Raw genomic sequence first — 16572 nt, forward strand, 5'->3', positions numbered from 1 at the left:
TTTCACCTCATATATCTATCTGTTTAACTATTTTTAGAATCCAAAGCTATAATCTAACGAAAATTAACGAAAACCAACGTTTTTATACTGTTTTTCACTCCATAAACCAACGTTTTTATACTATTTTTCACTCCATAAACCAACGTTTTCATCCTTTAGATTACTTCTGCCTCTGCTCAGGCTTTTGCTCTTTCGGCAGCTAACATAATACCTTTTTCCATCTTGGTAAATAATTCATCAATGTATGAATCATCTGCTAATAAACCTAACTTAAACTGTAATACATATGGACGGAGTCTTGAATTATGCGCCCATACACCACAATCAAATAATGCTTTGGTTACTGTCTTACTTGCATCCTCCACATCGAATTCCATTCCCATAATTACGCCTCTCTGGCTGTAGCCTTTAAGGAAACCATCAGTCTTTTTAATCATATCATTTGCAAATTCTGTCATTAATCCTGTATTCTTATGTACCAAATCGATTGTTGACTGTCTTGTAATTATCTCAAGCATTTTAAGTGCAACCATACAGCCGACTTCTGAACCACCTGTTGTCGAGCCATGCATTCTTCCTGCTTCGAATAACCAGGCTGCTGCCTTACGGTTAAGTACGGTACAAGCAATCGGATACATTCCTCCTGAGAAGCCTTTGGCTGTTACAAGCATATCAGGTATGAAGCCCTCATAGTCGATACTCCACATCTTACCAGTACGCATAAGTCCTGTCTGAACCTCATCAGCAATATACAATGTTCCGTACTTCTCACATAATTCCTTAACCGCTTTAAGATAGCCTGGTGCCGGAATCTTGAAACCATATGTTGCAAGAATTGATTCAATTATTACTGCTGCCACATCGCCTTTCTTTAATTCATTTTCCATAGCTTCTAAGTCATCTAATGGAACCTGTACGAAACAACCCGGTTCACCCTGTGCCAAAAACGGATCTTTGAAAATAGGATCGCCTGTAGATACTGCGAAACCTGTATGTCCATGATAACAACCTTTAATAGATACTATTTTCTTTCTCTTTGTAGCAAATCTGGCGCTCTTAATAGCTACATCAACTGCCTCGCCGCCACCTGATGAGAATACGCAATACTGCAAGCCCTCTGGTGTGACTTCGTTCATTTTCTTGCCAAGTAATGCCCTGCCAATTGCTGCAAAATGATGATTACCTATGTCAAAATATTTGCACGCATTTACCATAGCTTCGATGATTTCAGGGTTTCTGTGTCCTAGGTTATATGTACCGCCATTCAGATGAATGTCTAAATATTTTTTTCCATCCATATCCCAGAAAGTATAACCCTCTCTTTTGCCGATAACTATGTTTATTCCTCTGTCAATCCATTCCTGTGTCTTGCCGGGATTAACATATTTCATACTGTAATCAATTATTTCCTCTTTTGTAATATCCTGTAATGTCTCTAACATAGCGTATCCTCCTTAACTTTACTGTGATTTGTTAATTATTCTCTAAATACATAATAACCATTTCTTTAGTTACCTCGTAGTATTCTCTGCCCTCTCTTTCAATGATTCCATTATCACTATGAGAAGTCAGCCATCCAAGTCTTACTAATCTTCTTAATAGAATAAATGTTTCTATTTCTGCTTTATCTTCAGGGCTGAGACTACGAATTGTTTCATAACCTTTTAAATATGCTGCTGTCATTTCTTTGAGATTCTTTGACTGCTGGCTTATCGCGCCTGCTAAATCATACAGATACCAGCTAAAGCCACAATCATCAAAATCTATCAGGCTGATTTTATCATCATCTGCTAACAGATTTTCCGAATGTAAGTCAGCATGGATAAGTCCATATCTGTCGATGCCTCTTCCATATTTCTTAAGCCTTGCTTCTATCTTATCCGCTGCCTTTTTAAATATTATCCTGTCATCGGATGTCATATCAGGAAATTTAAGATAACAGCCCCATCTTGCATTTTCACTAAGAGTATCTTCAATATCCCACGCAAATCTCTTAAATGTCTCTTTATTATGAGGATTATTTTCTTCCATCTTATGAAGTTTCGCTGCGATTTTACCGACGTTTTCTAACTGGCTGTAAAGATTTTCGTTTTTTAATTCTTTAATGGAAATGCCTTTTACAAATGACTGAACACTATATGTATAAGTAATTCCTGCCTTTGACTTAAACTGCTGTATTACTTTATCGTTTATACCTTTGTAAATTGTGGCAGTATTAATATCTGTCTGTTTCTTAATCTCTGTAATCCATATGAGTTCATTTTCTAACTCTTCCATTGTGTGGTAGCCTGACCTGTTAATTCTAAGCACCAGCTTCAGTTCATTTTCAGTTACCTGGCAGATAATATTTTCGGAGAACTTAAGTAATGAAATCTCTGGATTATCCATCAGGTCGTAGTCCCTGATAAATGCTTTGACGATATCATCTTTAAGTTCTTCATAATGCTCTTTAAACTCTGACGTACTACCTAATTGCTGTTTTGATTCTTCTGCATTTTGTAATAATATTTCATTACATTCTCTGTTGATATTTACTTTCTCTTCCATAATCTTATCACCTTCATTTCATACATATCATAAAGTGCCTTATCCTGATGTAATTTATTACTTCCTTATGGCACATATAATAATTCATTATATATGCATTTTCAAATATATTTATATGCATATATTCATAACCATTTAGCTATGAATAATTAAAATATTGTGATATAATGAATGAAAGATAGACACTAAGAACTTGTATACTCTTAACGAACGGTGAACTTATTACATAGCAAAATATATAATATAGTTTTTAAACTATAGACACTTTAAGCATTTATCAGGAGGAACTTATGAATCTACTTCATCTTAAATATTTTAAAACGGCAGCAGAATTAGAACATATAACTAAAGCGGCAGATAAGCTTTTTATATCACAGCCATCTCTTTCTAAATCTCTTCATCAATTCGAAGAGGAAGTCGGAGTACCTTTATTCGATAGGGAAGGCAAAGGAATCAGATTAAACCAGAATGGAAAAATTCTATTAGAACATATAACTAAAGCACTTGACGAGATAGACTATGGGCTTGCAGAAATCAAGGATAAGAACCACCAATATCGTGAAGTGTCGCTTTCTGTTACTGCCGCCACACAATTTCTGCCTGAAATTATTCTTGGCTTTCAGAGTGCCTACCCAGATACGGAAATGTATATTAATCAGGACAAACCTAATACGAAAGAACCGAAAAGTGACCTGTATCTATACTCGTCTAATATGCCTGTTGAGGGCGAAAATATAACACCCCTCCTTGTGGAAGAGTGTTATATAGGTATGTCTGTTAATAATCCCCTTACTTCTTATGATGTAATATCCCCTTCAATGCTTAAAGATGAGCATTTCCTTACTATGCAGAATCATCTGCCATTATATAAATTAACCTACGAATTATGTGAAAATGCCGGCTTTACACCTATCTCACATTTGCAGTTTGATAACAGGGAAACTATATTTGCACTGATTTCGACGGGTATGGGTGTCGCACTGATTCCATCTAAAACCTGGGCTCCATATATTAATGATGAAAATATATGTCTCAAGCCTCTTTCTGTTTCGTGCGAACGATACATAATTCTTCAGGCAAATTCTAAGCACTATTTCTCTGAAAGTATGAGGCAGATGAGTAATTATCTAATAAATTTCTTTAAAAATCTATGAAAATCTAATTAAATGCTATACCCAATTTTCATATTGCAAACCCTCTACCCGTTTAAATTCTCCTACATTATTAGTTACAATGGTATAACCAAGTGACTTTGCATGTCCTGCAATCATCATATCTAATGGACCTATTGGCGTACCCTTTTTCTCTAAATCCGCTCTGATTCTTCCGTATTCTTCTGCCACTTTCATATCGAAATCAAGTATTTCTATATTAGACAGAAGAATGGTAAGTGCCAGTCTGTTTCTCTCAACTGCCTTACTTTTTTCAACACCATGAACTAATTCCGCGTATGTAACCGCCGATATACATATCTCGTCCGGATTGTGTTCCTGTAATTTTTCAAAAACCTGAGGTGGTTTATGCTTAATTAAATAAATACAAATATTTGTATCTAACATATATCTCATATTTCTTCTCTCTCCTGTATTAATTGATTTTCTCTCCCATTCTCCATAAAATCTTCCGTAAACATATCTATTGCCTGAATAAAATTATCCCATTTATTATCCATCGGTATAAGCATTACAATATCTCCTACCCTGTTTACAGCTACTTCCTCTGTATTAAAACGGCATTCTTTCGGCAATCTGACTGCCTGACTTCTACCATTTTTAAATATTTTTGCAGTCATCATAATATAACACCTCCTTTTAGGTTAGTATATACCATAATATATACCAATGTCAAAGAAAATATACTCCATTCAGAATATTTCAACGAAAATATTTTATACATAAATTCTGATTAAGCACTATTTCTCTGAAAGTATGAGGCAGATGAGTAATTATCTAATAAAGTTTTTTGCGGCAATATGATTTCTCTGATCTTATCAGTTATGGCCTTAGCTAACTTCTTATGTCCCTCTTCGTCTAAATGTTCTCTGTCAACATCACTTGGATTAGCATAAGCGGAAGCTTTCAGATAATCTATTTCGTATTTATCAGCAATATTTTGATACACTCCCGGAAGTCCTTTTGACACCTCTATTGAATAGTCATTAAATTCTTTATCAAAACGTCCTATATTATCGCCTAATTCAATTGGAGATATGAGCAGAATTTTACAATCCTTTGAGTAATTTCTAATCTGTTTGAGCAAGACTTCTATTCCATCACCTATTGATTCTGCTGTTGGATTATAAGCATATTTGCAATCATTTGTTCCTAACATAAGCACTACTAAATCAAGTGGAGAATGTGACTCTAGAAGCACCGGAAGCAGCTTTAAACCTGCTCTTCCTATGCGATATGTATCTTCCGTAACAGTTGTTCTTCCACACAAGCCCTCTTCTATTATCTGCACTTCTTCCCTGTTAAATGCTTTCTGTAAACGTCCTGTCCAGCGTTCACTATATTCATATCGTCTATTAGTACCGGCTATCAGACCCCAGGTATTTGAATCACCAAAACATAAAATTCTCTTCATTTGCACGTCTCCTTTCCTGAATCGTCATTCTTCTAATCATTATGTATTCAGCCACTATACTGTCAAACATTGCTAATCGTAAAATAATAATCTATAGCAACATTTTCTGCTCCGCCGCAGTGCGATTCTCGCGGAGCTTTTTTTACTTACCAGGACAATTTCAACAAAATTTTCTGGTAAGTAAAAAAATGACATAGTGTAAATAAGATGATGACATCATATCACCTTATTCATACTATGTCAATAGGAATTGTATGTTTTGTTGTTTTTTCTTCCTACATAACATTGCAGTCGCAATTAACGAAATAAACGGAACTGTAAGTATTATTCCCATCGTTCCCGCAATACCTTTCATTATATCAATACCAACCGAATACATATTAAGAACCTGGTGCATCTGATAAGCATACGCATAAATAATCATTTACTGATATCTGATTCTTAGCTGTATAAATATTTCCCTGCCAGTTTTCGGCTGTTATATCTTTAGCTTCGCCTGTAACAATTACTGCATTTGATTTGTTACCGTCTTTCCATACTCTTACTGCAGGTGTTCCTTTATCCTTAGAATACCACGAGAAATTCAAATCCTTCTCTGTCTTTCCAGGTGTCAAAGCAATTTTTGCTGAATTATCATAATTACCTTCTGTATGCCAGATATTGTCTCTCCAACTCTGAAATTCTGAACTGCCATCTGTCTGTGCTGCTGTACTTGCTGACTGATATTCGCCATATGCAAATGCATTAATCTGTGTGTAACTTAATGTCATTGTTGCAAGCATCGCTAAACACGTTGCTTTTCTTGCGAAATTTTTCTTCATATGTTTTTTTATATAGAATTTATATTTTCTACACTTTTGAATATAATTATATATATGATATTTTATGTGATAATTTTTTACTTACCTGGAAATTTCGTTGAAATTGTCCTGGTAAGTAAAAAAAGCTCCGCGAGGATCACACTGCGGCGTAGCAGAAAATGTTGCTATAGCAACCCGCCGCAGGCGGAGAATGTCGCAAGCGACATTCTTTATTCTAAATATTTACGAGGTTCTTATGTCTTTTAAAACTAATTTTCTCCGTTTTATCTTTATCTCTATCCTTGGTGTTCTGCTTCATTTCACCTATGAATGGTCGGGCAATAATCCAATTGTCGGACTTTTCTCCGCAACAAATGAGTCCACCTGGGAGCATTTAAAATTATTATTCTTCCCTATGCTTATTCTTACTATGTTAGAAATATTCTTTAATTCTTCTAAGCTTCCCTCTAACTTTCTGTCTGCAAGGGTTATCGGGATAATTTCAGGTATGATTTTCATTGTAGCCGCATTTTATACTATTCTCGGTGTAATTGGCACAAACTATGATTTTATAAATATAGCCATTTATTTTGTCGGAGTAATCCTTGCGCTCGTCATAGAAAATAAGCAATATAACAAACCTGCCATTCCATCTGAATGTACCTCGTTTATCATATTGCTTATATTAACAATTGCATTTTTCATATTTACTTTTTATCCTCCTAAGATAGGACTGTTTGCTGAACCTGACTTCACAGCAATCATTTCTTACTTTCATTTATCTTATTAATCAGATTTGCATATGCACTTCATGGTTTAAAATCCTCCTTTACAATCCAAACTAATAATACTAGAATATAAAAAATAAATATGTTGGATTTCCAACATACAGAAACGAGGATTAATGTGAAAAATAATGTTGATACACTTATTTTTCACATCGCTATTTGTTTCGGAGCGAAAGCAAATAGCTTTTATGGCAGATGAGAAATCGCCTATGCGAATTTCTCATCGCCTCTTCGCAACAAGTCGCTCAGAAACGAGGATTAGTATGGACAATTATATCGATTTGCTTGCTGAATTACCATTATTTTCAAATATAAATAAAGCTGATATACAAGATGTACTTAAGCAATTAAATGCCTATACAAAGAATTTTTCTAAAAATGAATATGTTCGAGTCTCCGGGGACCCGGTAGATTTTATCGGAATTGTTTTATCTGGTGAAATACAAATTCTTAAAGATGATTATTACGGAAACCGCAGCATTACGGCTTCATTTTCTATGGGTTCAATGTTCGCTGAAGCATTTGTATGCAGTAAAATCAAGACTCTTCCTATCGATATTATGTCATCTACGGACAGCACGATTATGTTTCTTGATAGCAATATCCTTTTGAATTCTTATACAAGCGAGTATAAATTTCACAATACACTTGTAAGAAATCTGCTTTACATTGTTTCTAACAAAAATATTCTTTTAACTCAGAAACTCAGCTATCATTCCCACAAAACGACTTCTGAAAAAATAATGGCTTATCTGACGGACCAAGCCAAAGCCCGCCACTCATCAGAATTCACGATACCCTTTAACCGCCAACAGCTTGCCGATTATCTGGGTGTTGAACGAAGTGCTATGTCTTATGAAATCAGCAAACTTCAGAAACAGGGTTATATTGAAACGAATAGAAGTTATTTTAAATTACTATAATCATAGAGAGGTATTGTTAATTGCAGATATTGATTGTCAAATTTATTACTATAGTTAATTACCGAATTTGTCATCTAAGAATTCCCATTGCCACACATACTATGTGACATAATCTTCCATGGCATATTCTTAAAGCCTCATCAATATGTACACTTATTTTACAGAATAAATATGCAATGGCACCCCACATCATCGAAAACTTCGGTCATATGATGCCTTTATAATTCAAAAATTTATGGCTATAATCCCACGCTTTCATTCCAAGCACATATCTAAGCAACAATCCGCAAATCAATTTCAATACAGTTGCACTCAGCATCAATGCAATAACTTTATAAATTGTTGATTTATCGCTTAACAGCTTCACACCCACGTAGAATAAAAGCACTCCGCAGCCTTATAGCAGATTGAATGCACCGTAAATCGTTACAACGTGGCTCTCCCAGTGTCATTTAGCAATAAAACAAAATGTTCCCTCTAAAAGAACACCCAGTATATTTCCAATCATAAATATTATAAAAAGCCTATCATACGTTAAATCCTTTTTATCCTAAAGTATTATTTATTCCGATTTAGATTATATTATAGGCTTTAAATATCCACAGCTTAAAGTTTTATAAACGTTTTATAAACAATTGTTTAGCTTTAAATTTATTTAATAGCATCTATATAATATATACTGATCATTTTTGTAAATTGCAGTAAATTCATCTGGTATCTGATTATTCTGTATAGAACCTGTATATATAACAACATAATCAATATCAAACTCATTTATCTGATTTTTCAACTTATCCGAATCCCATATCTGATCTTTATATAGTGCATTGTATATTTCTTTCTGCAACACATCATATTCTTCTTTTAAGCCACTATCTCTAAATGACTCATATGAATATCGATTAACAATAGTACATATATCTCCACAATATTCGCGTATACCATATGCCATATCCTTAGGCATTAATAAAATTTTAGTATGTTCTTTTGAATCCTTATGAATAGCATCTGCAATCTGTATAACACTTGAATCTAACTTATATATATTAGACCGTACATTCCAACCGCCATTTTCAAAAACAGAGGTTCCGCATGCTAATATAATTGCTAATGACACTAATAAACCTATAACCGCTTCTCTTTCATTTTTACATTTTTCCATTATTAATATTGTCCCTATAATAAATGTCATAGATATATTAAATAACCAGAAAATTCTCCAATATACATCAACACCTGTAACCCATTGTGCTACATATTTAATAAATACAGGGTTTGCAAATGTAATAAAAAGTACTATAGCAGGATAAACAATCACACTTCGTATCTTTTTATCAGCAATAATCCCTATTATAACCAACGCAATTATATATCCTACAATAATTATACTATGCCCATTTAAAAATCTGGAAAATAATTGTTGTGAGTATGATAGATTATCCACTCCACCAGTTACAGACTGTTGTACTGAAGCACCACTATTTCCAGCTGTATACATAATTTTCAATTTAATTATTACCCATGGTATAATACCGACTATCGGTATACAAAGTCCAATTAATGATTTTATATTTTTCTTTGCAATGCCCTCTCCAAGCCACAAGCAGAAATATAAAATAGGAAATAAATATATAGCAACAGTTGTAGTACTTATTCCTGCTAATAATATCATCCATAAATATATAATTTCACGAAAATTGATTTTCTCATATATATCAATAAATTCCAAAATCATAATTGGTATAAATATTGCTACAAATACTGTTTTACCTTGCCATATCCTGTTCAATAAAAATGCACCATCTGTATATGCGGTAAATCCACTAAATAAATTAATAACGCTATAAAGTATGCAAAATTCCCATTTCATTGCTTCTTTAATTCTTTTTGCCAGAGCATATACCACAACATAATGACATATAATAGCAAATACAGGCCATATAGTATGGGCTAAATATGCTGTATTGACACCGAATATTCTATTTATAACAGCATATATAATTTCAAAACTCACAAGTGCATATTGTTTTGATGCTGTTAAAAATGTTAATCCTGATGAAGGCTCCACCTTTCCAATATAATCCGTAAATGAATATGTATTTGTCTGTGCCAAATAATAACTATCATCAATATCTGCATGCTGAAAAAAAACAACATAACCTATTTGATAGGCTACCATAGTTATAAAGGCTATAAAAAGTATAAATTGATATTTATTCATATAAAATACTTTACATTTTTCTTTTATGTTTACCTTGTTCTTTTTCAAATATTTACAAGCTAATACCAATCCTACACCTATAATAATTCCATAAAAAATTTCCAAAATATAAATCATATATGACAATTTTATTTCAAATAACATAAAAGGCGTTGATATTAGGAAAAATGATGCAAAAAATGCAACAAATCCAACTATCAGGACATTTTTTTCTTTTCTAAAGTGAAATATACGTTTTGTTGATATACCTAATAAAATACATAATAGAAAAAGCATTATAGGGATTGTAATACAATTTAACATTCTTCTCTCCATTTCTTAGACATATTTTATATCTATTATTTATCTAAATATTCTTTAACCTCTAAAAGATCTGTAAGAATTACTTCTGCTAATTTCTCCATTTCTTCATCTGCCGGTAACAAATCAGGTATCATAATCGGACGTAGCCCACCTGTATGTGCTGCCCTTATTCCGTTATAAGAATCTTCAATAGCATAAGTATTCTCCGGTAATTCATTGATTTCTTCACAGGCTTTTAGAAATATATCAGGTGCTGGTTTGCTCTTTCCAACCATATCTCCGCAAATTACAGCATCAAAATATTTCAATATATCAGCATCTCTCAACTGATTCATAACAGTCTGTCTGCGTGTTGATGATGCGAGGGCAATTTTCTTTCCATCATTTTTCAAATACTCAAGTAATTCAACTACTCCCTTTTTCATCGGAAGTTTTCCACCATCATATTTCTTATGATACATTATTGATGCCTCTTTCGCATACTCATCATATGGAAATGAACTTCCATATTCGGCTAACATTATCTCTTTGGTTCCTGCAACTGTGGTTCCGATGGATGCCATATATGGTTTAATAATATCTTTAATTCCGTATTGGACAGCAAGTTCAAGCCAGCAATTCATTACCGCTACTTCTGAATCGAAGATTACTCCGTCCATATCGAATACTATGGCAGTGTAATTAGATGGTTGTGTTGTGTCTTTAATCATATTTAAGTCCTTTTCTGTATTTTTTAATTACATCTGCTGTACCTTATTAAGATATCTGTCCCATTTAACTATTACATCTCCACAATGCACATTAATCTGATAAGTGTCAGATGGCAAAGTATCATATGGATCTTCATTTGCCTTTTCAACAAGAAGCACATAGTCATCCGCATCTTTTATGCGCTCAATTCCCTGAAGATACATTCCCGAAAGATTATTACACAATTGATTAAGAGTTGTATCATCTAAGTCAATATCCTTAATTTCTTCAATAAGATTATCATCTGCATCATATCTTCTCATTCCATCTTTAATACCTTTAACAATCGTTGCATCTTTGAAAATAATTTGTGTCACATCTGCATAACTTTCAGTATAATTAGTATTCTGTGAGTTATTCCCTTTAACAATAAGGGCTTCGACCTCTAATACCAAATCCGCTTCAGTATCTTTTCTTTTAACTATACAACAATCATCATATCTAAATTTTTCAACTTCATTTACTGATTTAAAGCTCATATTATACCTCATTTCTTCAAAACAATTTTATTTTGCATCCATATATTCTGCAGTCTTTTTCATTATTTCTTCCATAATTACAATATCCTTTTCAACATTTCCTGTCTCCATTGAATGATTAGCATTCTCTGTAATATATAATGGAAGATTTCTTTTTTCACATTCATTTCTGACTATCTCTGTATCTACCCATGGGTCGGATGTCCCATGAAATACAATTCCATTTTCACCGATTACCTCAAATGATTCTGCAACCGGTGTGTAATATATCTGACGTGCATTTATCTTATTATTTTTCGCATAGGCTGCTGCAACAGCAGTTCCCACACTCTTTGATATAAACAGCACTTCATCATATACATTAAAATCAATCTTATCTAATTGCTCTTTTGAATACTGCAATGCCTTATTAAATGCTTCTAACATCTTCTTAGCATTTCCTTTCACATTAACTGGCAATTCTCCATATTTTACCTCGGCAATTTCATATCCACGCTCCATTGCCAATTTTCTACTATAATAAAGCAAAGGCTTGTCTGTATGATATCCGATTCCCGGAAATAATACTGCAATCTTCTTTTTCATCTACTTTAATCCTCATTTCTGACCGGTTTATTCCAATGTTATTCTAATGGCTGGTTTATATATTTTGATTCAAATTCCCAATAGTGTTCCAGCCTGCTGCCGGTTATATTATATACAAATATAGCAAATTATTCAAATTAATTACACCCCACCATATTCTCTTATAAAATATTTTTCTGTTGTGTAGTTAGTTTATAAATATTCATTTTTCCTCCGTAATAACTTTTTACAAATTTTATTTTGCAATCTATGTGTTGCAATTATGCCTTTAATTCAAACTAAAATCAATGCAAATGCAATTTATTCATTGCAAATTTTATGATTGGAGTTACATTAATGACCCAAAAAATCAAACACGATATCTCATTAGGTAATAATATTCGTAAATTACGCAAACAATCACATCTTACTCAGGAACAAACTGTTGCACGTATGCAATTAAAAGGACTTGATATTTCAAGAAGCAGCTATTCACAAATCTAATGCGGATCATATAACATTCGCGTTTCAGAACTTATTGCACTTGCTGAAATATTTCATGTTGACTACAATGCTTTCTTTATTAACTTGTACAACAAAAACACCCAATCTTAACATCTCCATAACTGTATTGGATTTTGAAAATTGGGGATAAAATCAGACGATACATTTAAATATAATTTAATATCTATCAGGAGTTTACTACGATAAACTAATCATCCACTTGCGTTTCTTAAAAATAATCAGCGATACAACAAGCCTGAATATTTCTTCCGTAGTTAGCAGTGTATACACACCAACTATGCCCCACTTAAATACATGTGCTGCAAGCAGACACAGTGGAATTCCGATGCACCATGTGCCAACAATATCAATCACCATGATAATTTTGGTATTGCCGCCGCTTCTGATAATCCCACCGCCAAGAATCATATTTTCAACCTTGACCGGTGCATATAGTGCAAATACAATAAGCAGTATCTTTCCAAGTGCTTTTACGTTATCATCCACATGGTACAGTTTAGTATAGACTCCTGCCATTGTAATAAGTAATGTAGACACCACAACTGCACCAGCCAGACCTGCATACATAATCTTTTTTGACTCTGTGTAAGCCTCATCATACTCTTTCCTGCCAAGTCGCTTGCCAACCATTACCCCAGCAGCAGCTGACAATCCGCTAAGTGCTCCTACGATAAGCTCCTGTATAGGGCAGGTAAGTGTATAAGCCGCCAGGTTAGAAGTTCCTAGATGTCCATATACTGCTGATTCAACATTCTGTCCAAGGCTCCATAAAAATTCACTGATGAGAATCGGCATAATCATAATAAAATAGTCCTTAATAGTAATTTTACTGAAATGCACTGACCATACCGGTTTATCTCCATCTTTCCTGATACATATGGCAAATCCGGCAGCAATAACTCCAAGATTAAACAACTGTGAAATAAGTGTTGCAATCGCAGCGCCCTTTATTCCCATACATGGAAATCCGAATGTTCCAAATATCAGCAGATAATTAAGTCCTGTATTTACACCAACCGCTCCAAAGCTTGCTAGAAATGGTATAACAGCGTGTTCTCTGCATCGCAGCCATGATGATAAAATATTGCTTATTGCCATTGGTATATATGAAAAAGCTATAATTCTGAAATATACTGTACCTGTGTTTATAATACTTGCATCTGTAGTATAAAGTCCGAGAATCTGAGTTGAAAAGCATCCGGCAGTCAGCATGAATATTCCCGATATTAATATCCCACAAATAAGACTTACGTCAAAGCCGCACTATGCCTCTTCTGTATCTTCAGCACCAATAAACTGTGCGATTAATATCCCCGCAACCGTGCTTACCGCACCGATTACCACCGAAAAAATAAAAGAAAAATTACCACATAATCCAACTGCCGATATGTTAGTCTCACCTAATTGTCCAATCATAATCTGGTGGAGTACTGTATTTGCTAGAATTATCTCAATCGTATATAAAACTCCAATTTATAAATTTTATCAAATTAGAATTTCTATTTCTGCTGCCATACCATTAAATAATCTTTTTCCCCGGTAGTTTCATCCAGTCCACTATATTGAATCTCAAATCCTTCTCTCTGATAAAAAGATATGGCCGGTATATTTTTTTGATATACATTTAAAAGAAGTTTGCTACTTGTATCCTTTACATAATTCAGCAGAATTTTACCAATGCCCTGCGACTGCATTGCCTCAGAAACAAAAATACCTTCTATATATTCACCATTCATTCCGATAAAGCCCTGTATCTCATAATTATCTTCATAGACATAGACAGTTGCCTGCAGCAACAGTTCTTTCACAAGTTCCAAATTTTTTTTCCAATATTGAGCCGGGATAAAATAATGGGCCTTTATATTGGTATCCAACCATATGTCTGCAACTATATTGATATCTGCTTTTCGTAATTCTCTAATCATAGCAAAAAACTCTCCTTCTACTTCCGATTTATCAAACTTATTTTATTTCTGTTGAATCATCTTAAAATGCTTCAATGCCTCCACAATTGCACTCTTCTTATCTTCTAGACACTGCGGCTGCCTACTTTCTTCATTTTTAGATAAATTAGGACTTGGAACAAGTTCCAAGTCTGTCGCGACAGTCGTCGAATTGCCCTGCATACCCCTTCTACAGACAGGGCATTTAATAATTCCGGATAAATTATGCTCATGTAGGGTGCTATGCGTTTTTACCTGTAAAACACCTGTTTTCTGACACTTTCTGTATGCCTGATTCCACATTTTTTCTGATATGATTGCCTCATGGATTCCATCATTTAACATGTATTCCTTTTGTTTTACAATATGATATTCATTCCTTGTCCCCGGAATCTTCTCATTTTTTCTTCTACCAATTGCGTGTTAACTAGTTAAGTAACTCTTTTCAGTAATTTCCTCCACCATTTTCTTTCAAACGCTCGTCATCTATCGTATGCTTTATATGTTCACTTATATTTAATTTACTGCATTGATACAAATAGAGTAAAATTTTTGTCAGTTGAATAAATAAAAAAGTGAGAGTAATCGTTAAACCTTTGATATAATAGTTTCAACCAAAAAAACAATAACAAAGGATACTACTCTCATAAACATTATATCATTATTAGAAACATTAGTTAATACCCTTTTTGAAGCAGAAGGTAAATTTTTTAAAAATCCTAAAGATTTCTATTCTTTAGAAAAGGCTGAAGTTATGTTGCTTACAGAGGCTCTTAAAACCAGCTACAACGAAGCAACAAGAGTGTTGTCATCAAAACAAAGAATAACTAAAACTACAGTGATGAATAAGGTTTATAGTCTCGCAGATGAGGTACCATATGAAGCACCAAAAGAAGTTAAAACAGTGGATTACTTATTTATTGAGGCTGACGAAGATCATATAGCAGAACAGCATGGTAATGCAAATAATTCAAAAGATAATAAAAGCTTTATTTCAAAACTGATATATATTTATGAATGCAAGAAAGAATCGGAAGGATGCTCCGTTAGAAAAGAGCTTATTAATTCGTATTATTATAGTGTTTTCATGAAAAGAAAGTAATGTATCAAGTGAAATATCAAGCAGTCTCGCAATTGGTGCCAGCAGTTCAATATCCTGCTTGGAATTACTATTCTCCCATTTGTTTACAGCCGGTGTCGTCACGCCTAATCTGTTTGCCATCTCCTCCTGCGTCATACCAGCTTCTTTTATATATTTTTTTATAACAACGCCTATATCCATTTGCTTCATCTCCTAAATAATTCAAAAGCTTTTGTATACTCAGCATATCAGATTCATATAGATTGCACAATTGAGCAATGTTTAATCTTTATTCAAATTAATTAACCAGCAGGAAATGTTACATAATTTATCTGCTGGCTTGGTGGCTTTGATACTTCTTAGGTTGACGGCTAGATACGCATTAGAGATGTCTCCATCCAAATGCTGTTCTAGCAAGGGATTTTTCCCTTGAACCCTTTGTTTATTATATGTGGTGGCGCTTTTTGCCCCCATTTTATCATTTTGGTGGTGCTTTCCGTGCGATAACGAGTGTCTGAAGTACGCCTACTGCTGAGTTGAAAAATGCCATAATAAAATCCTCCTGTTTTCTTAAAAATTTGTTTTTGGTTTCTTTGTATTTAGCTGTCCTTTCAAAGCCCCGTCGACTGAACTTTGAAAATGCGCGCATTAAAAAAAGCCCCTAATGCAACTGCACTAGAAGCTCTTTCTCAAAATTAAAAACTACAACAAAAAAGCATCAACTATAATCGATTGATGCTCTCTTACTTTCATGATTAGTCAAAATCATATGGATTGCTGTAACACATCCAATCAAGCGGATACATGACACCATATTCCGCCTCGAATTCAGCCTGGCGTTTTGCACGCTTCTTAGCTTGATTTGCCGATGCTTTCTTGGACTGTTTCTTAGTCGCCTGATCATTAGCAACTCTTGCCTTGTAGGCCTTGTTGTTTGGATTATGCTGATTAGCGTAATTATCCAATTCTTTTTGACTGTGTGTCTTAGATGATACACCTTTTGCCATGACTATTATCTCCTTTCTACCTGAATTCCATAGCAGCAACCACGCACCAGATAGC

At 33.9% G+C, this 16572-nt stretch carries 20 protein-coding genes and 1 pseudogene; 4 read left to right on the forward strand and 17 right to left on the reverse strand.

Annotation, left to right across the window (positions count from 1 at the left end; genetic code table 11):
• Nucleotides 1-176 precede the first annotated feature (176 nt).
• Both OCV48_RS04010 and OCV48_RS04015 read right to left on the reverse strand, forming a co-directional pair.
• Nucleotides 177-1442 carry a class-III pyridoxal-phosphate-dependent aminotransferase gene (locus OCV48_RS04010; RefSeq protein WP_147591219.1) on the reverse strand — a complete coding sequence of 422 codons (1266 nt, stop codon included), beginning with the start codon at nucleotides 1440-1442 and terminating at the stop codon, nucleotides 177-179.
• A 31-nt stretch (nucleotides 1443-1473) separates the two neighbouring features.
• Nucleotides 1474-2547 (reverse strand): phosphotransferase enzyme family protein, encoded by a 1074-nt coding sequence (locus tag OCV48_RS04015; protein WP_147591220.1) that lies wholly within the window; start codon nucleotides 2545-2547, stop codon nucleotides 1474-1476.
• Nucleotides 2548-2837: 290 nt separating this feature from the next.
• Between OCV48_RS04015 and OCV48_RS04020 the strand changes: the two genes are divergently transcribed.
• Nucleotides 2838-3701: a LysR family transcriptional regulator gene (locus OCV48_RS04020; protein WP_147591221.1), complete on the forward strand. Its 864-nt coding sequence runs from the start codon at nucleotides 2838-2840 to the stop codon at nucleotides 3699-3701.
• Between the two features lie 15 nt (nucleotides 3702-3716).
• On the opposite strand, the gene vapC is transcribed toward OCV48_RS04020, so the two are convergent.
• The 5 genes from vapC to OCV48_RS04045 form a co-directional block, all read right to left on the reverse strand.
• A complete protein-coding gene (vapC, locus tag OCV48_RS04025) occupies nucleotides 3717-4115 on the reverse strand; it encodes a type II toxin-antitoxin system tRNA(fMet)-specific endonuclease VapC (protein WP_147591222.1) in 399 nt (132 codons plus the stop codon).
• Nucleotides 4112-4342, reverse strand: coding sequence for a type II toxin-antitoxin system antitoxin VapB (gene vapB, locus OCV48_RS04030; RefSeq protein WP_021983504.1), 231 nt, complete (start codon nucleotides 4340-4342; stop codon nucleotides 4112-4114). The genes vapC and vapB overlap by 4 nt, the downstream gene beginning before the upstream one ends.
• A 110-nt stretch (nucleotides 4343-4452) precedes the next feature.
• Nucleotides 4453-5133 carry an SGNH/GDSL hydrolase family protein gene (locus tag OCV48_RS04035; RefSeq protein ID WP_147591223.1) on the reverse strand — a complete coding sequence of 227 codons (681 nt, stop codon included), beginning with the start codon at nucleotides 5131-5133 and terminating at the stop codon, nucleotides 4453-4455.
• Nucleotides 5134-5368: 235 nt separating this feature from the next.
• The gene (locus OCV48_RS04040) at nucleotides 5369-5557 is read right to left on the reverse strand and encodes a YibE/F family protein (RefSeq protein WP_147591224.1); all 189 of its coding nucleotides are present in this window, start codon (nucleotides 5555-5557) and stop codon (nucleotides 5369-5371) included.
• Nucleotides 5514-5954, reverse strand: a complete 441-nt coding sequence (locus OCV48_RS04045) for a hypothetical protein (RefSeq protein ID WP_021983502.1) — start codon at nucleotides 5952-5954, stop codon at nucleotides 5514-5516. The genes OCV48_RS04040 and OCV48_RS04045 overlap by 44 nt, the downstream gene beginning before the upstream one ends.
• Nucleotides 5955-6189: 235 nt before the next feature.
• Here OCV48_RS04045 and OCV48_RS14025 point away from each other — a divergent pair, with 235 nt between their 5' ends.
• A complete protein-coding gene (locus OCV48_RS14025) occupies nucleotides 6190-6723 on the forward strand; it encodes a DUF6512 family protein (RefSeq protein ID WP_394803230.1) in 534 nt (177 codons plus the stop codon).
• Nucleotides 6724-6984: 261 nt separating this feature from the next.
• Nucleotides 6985-7644 (forward strand): Crp/Fnr family transcriptional regulator, encoded by a 660-nt coding sequence (locus OCV48_RS04055; RefSeq protein ID WP_147591226.1) that lies wholly within the window; start codon nucleotides 6985-6987, stop codon nucleotides 7642-7644.
• A gap of 205 nt (nucleotides 7645-7849) precedes the next feature.
• Here OCV48_RS04055 and OCV48_RS14030 read toward each other — a convergent pair whose 3' ends face one another.
• The 8 genes and pseudogenes from OCV48_RS14030 to OCV48_RS14035 all read right to left on the reverse strand — a co-directional run bounded on the left by OCV48_RS14030 (nucleotide 7850) and on the right by OCV48_RS14035 (nucleotide 14774).
• Nucleotides 7850-8032, reverse strand: coding sequence for a putative ABC transporter permease (locus OCV48_RS14030; protein ID WP_147591227.1), 183 nt, complete (start codon nucleotides 8030-8032; stop codon nucleotides 7850-7852).
• Between the two features lie 267 nt (nucleotides 8033-8299).
• Complete coding sequence (locus OCV48_RS04060; protein WP_317246810.1) at nucleotides 8300-10180, reverse strand: DUF6077 domain-containing protein; 1881 nt, start codon at nucleotides 10178-10180, stop codon at nucleotides 8300-8302.
• Between the two features lie 23 nt (nucleotides 10181-10203).
• Nucleotides 10204-10878 carry an HAD family hydrolase gene (locus tag OCV48_RS04065; protein ID WP_147591229.1) on the reverse strand — a complete coding sequence of 225 codons (675 nt, stop codon included), beginning with the start codon at nucleotides 10876-10878 and terminating at the stop codon, nucleotides 10204-10206.
• A gap of 27 nt (nucleotides 10879-10905) precedes the next feature.
• A complete protein-coding gene (locus OCV48_RS04070) occupies nucleotides 10906-11397 on the reverse strand; it encodes a hypothetical protein (RefSeq protein WP_147591230.1) in 492 nt (163 codons plus the stop codon).
• Between the two features lie 27 nt (nucleotides 11398-11424).
• The gene (locus OCV48_RS04075; RefSeq protein WP_147591231.1) at nucleotides 11425-11982 is read right to left on the reverse strand and encodes an alpha/beta hydrolase; all 558 of its coding nucleotides are present in this window, start codon (nucleotides 11980-11982) and stop codon (nucleotides 11425-11427) included.
• 681 nt (nucleotides 11983-12663) lie between these two features.
• Nucleotides 12664-13902, reverse strand: a pseudogene (locus OCV48_RS04085) (MATE family efflux transporter).
• Between the two features lie 83 nt (nucleotides 13903-13985).
• Nucleotides 13986-14411 (reverse strand): GNAT family N-acetyltransferase, encoded by a 426-nt coding sequence (locus OCV48_RS04090; RefSeq protein WP_147591232.1) that lies wholly within the window; start codon nucleotides 14409-14411, stop codon nucleotides 13986-13988.
• A 42-nt stretch (nucleotides 14412-14453) separates the two neighbouring features.
• Nucleotides 14454-14774 carry a hypothetical protein gene (locus OCV48_RS14035; RefSeq protein ID WP_394803231.1) on the reverse strand — a complete coding sequence of 107 codons (321 nt, stop codon included), beginning with the start codon at nucleotides 14772-14774 and terminating at the stop codon, nucleotides 14454-14456.
• A gap of 409 nt (nucleotides 14775-15183) precedes the next feature.
• Here OCV48_RS14035 and OCV48_RS04100 point away from each other — a divergent pair, with 409 nt between their 5' ends.
• Nucleotides 15184-15531 carry a UPF0236 family transposase-like protein gene (locus OCV48_RS04100; protein WP_147591233.1) on the forward strand — a complete coding sequence of 116 codons (348 nt, stop codon included), beginning with the start codon at nucleotides 15184-15186 and terminating at the stop codon, nucleotides 15529-15531.
• Here the strand turns inward: OCV48_RS04100 and OCV48_RS04105 are convergent.
• Nucleotides 15424-15711, reverse strand: coding sequence for a helix-turn-helix domain-containing protein (locus OCV48_RS04105; protein WP_394803232.1), 288 nt, complete (start codon nucleotides 15709-15711; stop codon nucleotides 15424-15426). The genes OCV48_RS04100 and OCV48_RS04105 overlap by 108 nt on opposite strands.
• Before the next feature lie 554 nt (nucleotides 15712-16265).
• Nucleotides 16266-16556, reverse strand: coding sequence for a hypothetical protein (locus OCV48_RS04110; RefSeq protein WP_262558919.1), 291 nt, complete (start codon nucleotides 16554-16556; stop codon nucleotides 16266-16268).
• Between the last annotated feature and the right edge of the window lie 16 nt (nucleotides 16557-16572).

This window comes from Bovifimicola ammoniilytica (genome assembly GCF_025567085.1).
Lineage (GTDB): Bacteria > Bacillota > Clostridia > Lachnospirales > Lachnospiraceae > Bovifimicola > Bovifimicola ammoniilytica.

Coding starts and splice junctions, on each gene's coding strand:
- OCV48_RS04010 (WP_147591219.1), bottom strand. CDS start 1,442: ATGTTAGAGACATTACAGGATATTACAAAAGAGGAAATAATTGATTAC.
- OCV48_RS04015 (WP_147591220.1), bottom strand. CDS start 2,547: ATGGAAGAGAAAGTAAATATCAACAGAGAATGTAATGAAATATTATTA.
- OCV48_RS04020 (WP_147591221.1), top strand. CDS start 2,838: ATGAATCTACTTCATCTTAAATATTTTAAAACGGCAGCAGAATTAGAA.
- vapC (WP_147591222.1), bottom strand. CDS start 4,115: ATGAGATATATGTTAGATACAAATATTTGTATTTATTTAATTAAGCAT.
- vapB (WP_021983504.1), bottom strand. CDS start 4,342: ATGATGACTGCAAAAATATTTAAAAATGGTAGAAGTCAGGCAGTCAGA.
- OCV48_RS04035 (WP_147591223.1), bottom strand. CDS start 5,133: ATGAAGAGAATTTTATGTTTTGGTGATTCAAATACCTGGGGTCTGATA.
- OCV48_RS04040 (WP_147591224.1), bottom strand. CDS start 5,557: ATGATTATTTATGCGTATGCTTATCAGATGCACCAGGTTCTTAATATG.
- OCV48_RS04045 (WP_021983502.1), bottom strand. CDS start 5,954: ATGAAGAAAAATTTCGCAAGAAAAGCAACGTGTTTAGCGATGCTTGCA.
- OCV48_RS14025 (WP_394803230.1), top strand. CDS start 6,190: ATGTCTTTTAAAACTAATTTTCTCCGTTTTATCTTTATCTCTATCCTT.
- OCV48_RS04055 (WP_147591226.1), top strand. CDS start 6,985: ATGGACAATTATATCGATTTGCTTGCTGAATTACCATTATTTTCAAAT.
- OCV48_RS04060 (WP_317246810.1), bottom strand. CDS start 10,180: ATGGAGAGAAGAATGTTAAATTGTATTACAATCCCTATAATGCTTTTT.
- OCV48_RS04065 (WP_147591229.1), bottom strand. CDS start 10,878: ATGATTAAAGACACAACACAACCATCTAATTACACTGCCATAGTATTC.
- OCV48_RS04070 (WP_147591230.1), bottom strand. CDS start 11,397: ATGAGCTTTAAATCAGTAAATGAAGTTGAAAAATTTAGATATGATGAT.
- OCV48_RS04075 (WP_147591231.1), bottom strand. CDS start 11,982: ATGAAAAAGAAGATTGCAGTATTATTTCCGGGAATCGGATATCATACA.
- OCV48_RS04090 (WP_147591232.1), bottom strand. CDS start 14,411: ATGATTAGAGAATTACGAAAAGCAGATATCAATATAGTTGCAGACATA.
- OCV48_RS14035 (WP_394803231.1), bottom strand. CDS start 14,774: ATGTTAAATGATGGAATCCATGAGGCAATCATATCAGAAAAAATGTGG.
- OCV48_RS04100 (WP_147591233.1), top strand. CDS start 15,184: ATGTTGCTTACAGAGGCTCTTAAAACCAGCTACAACGAAGCAACAAGA.
- OCV48_RS04105 (WP_394803232.1), bottom strand. CDS start 15,711: ATGGATATAGGCGTTGTTATAAAAAAATATATAAAAGAAGCTGGTATG.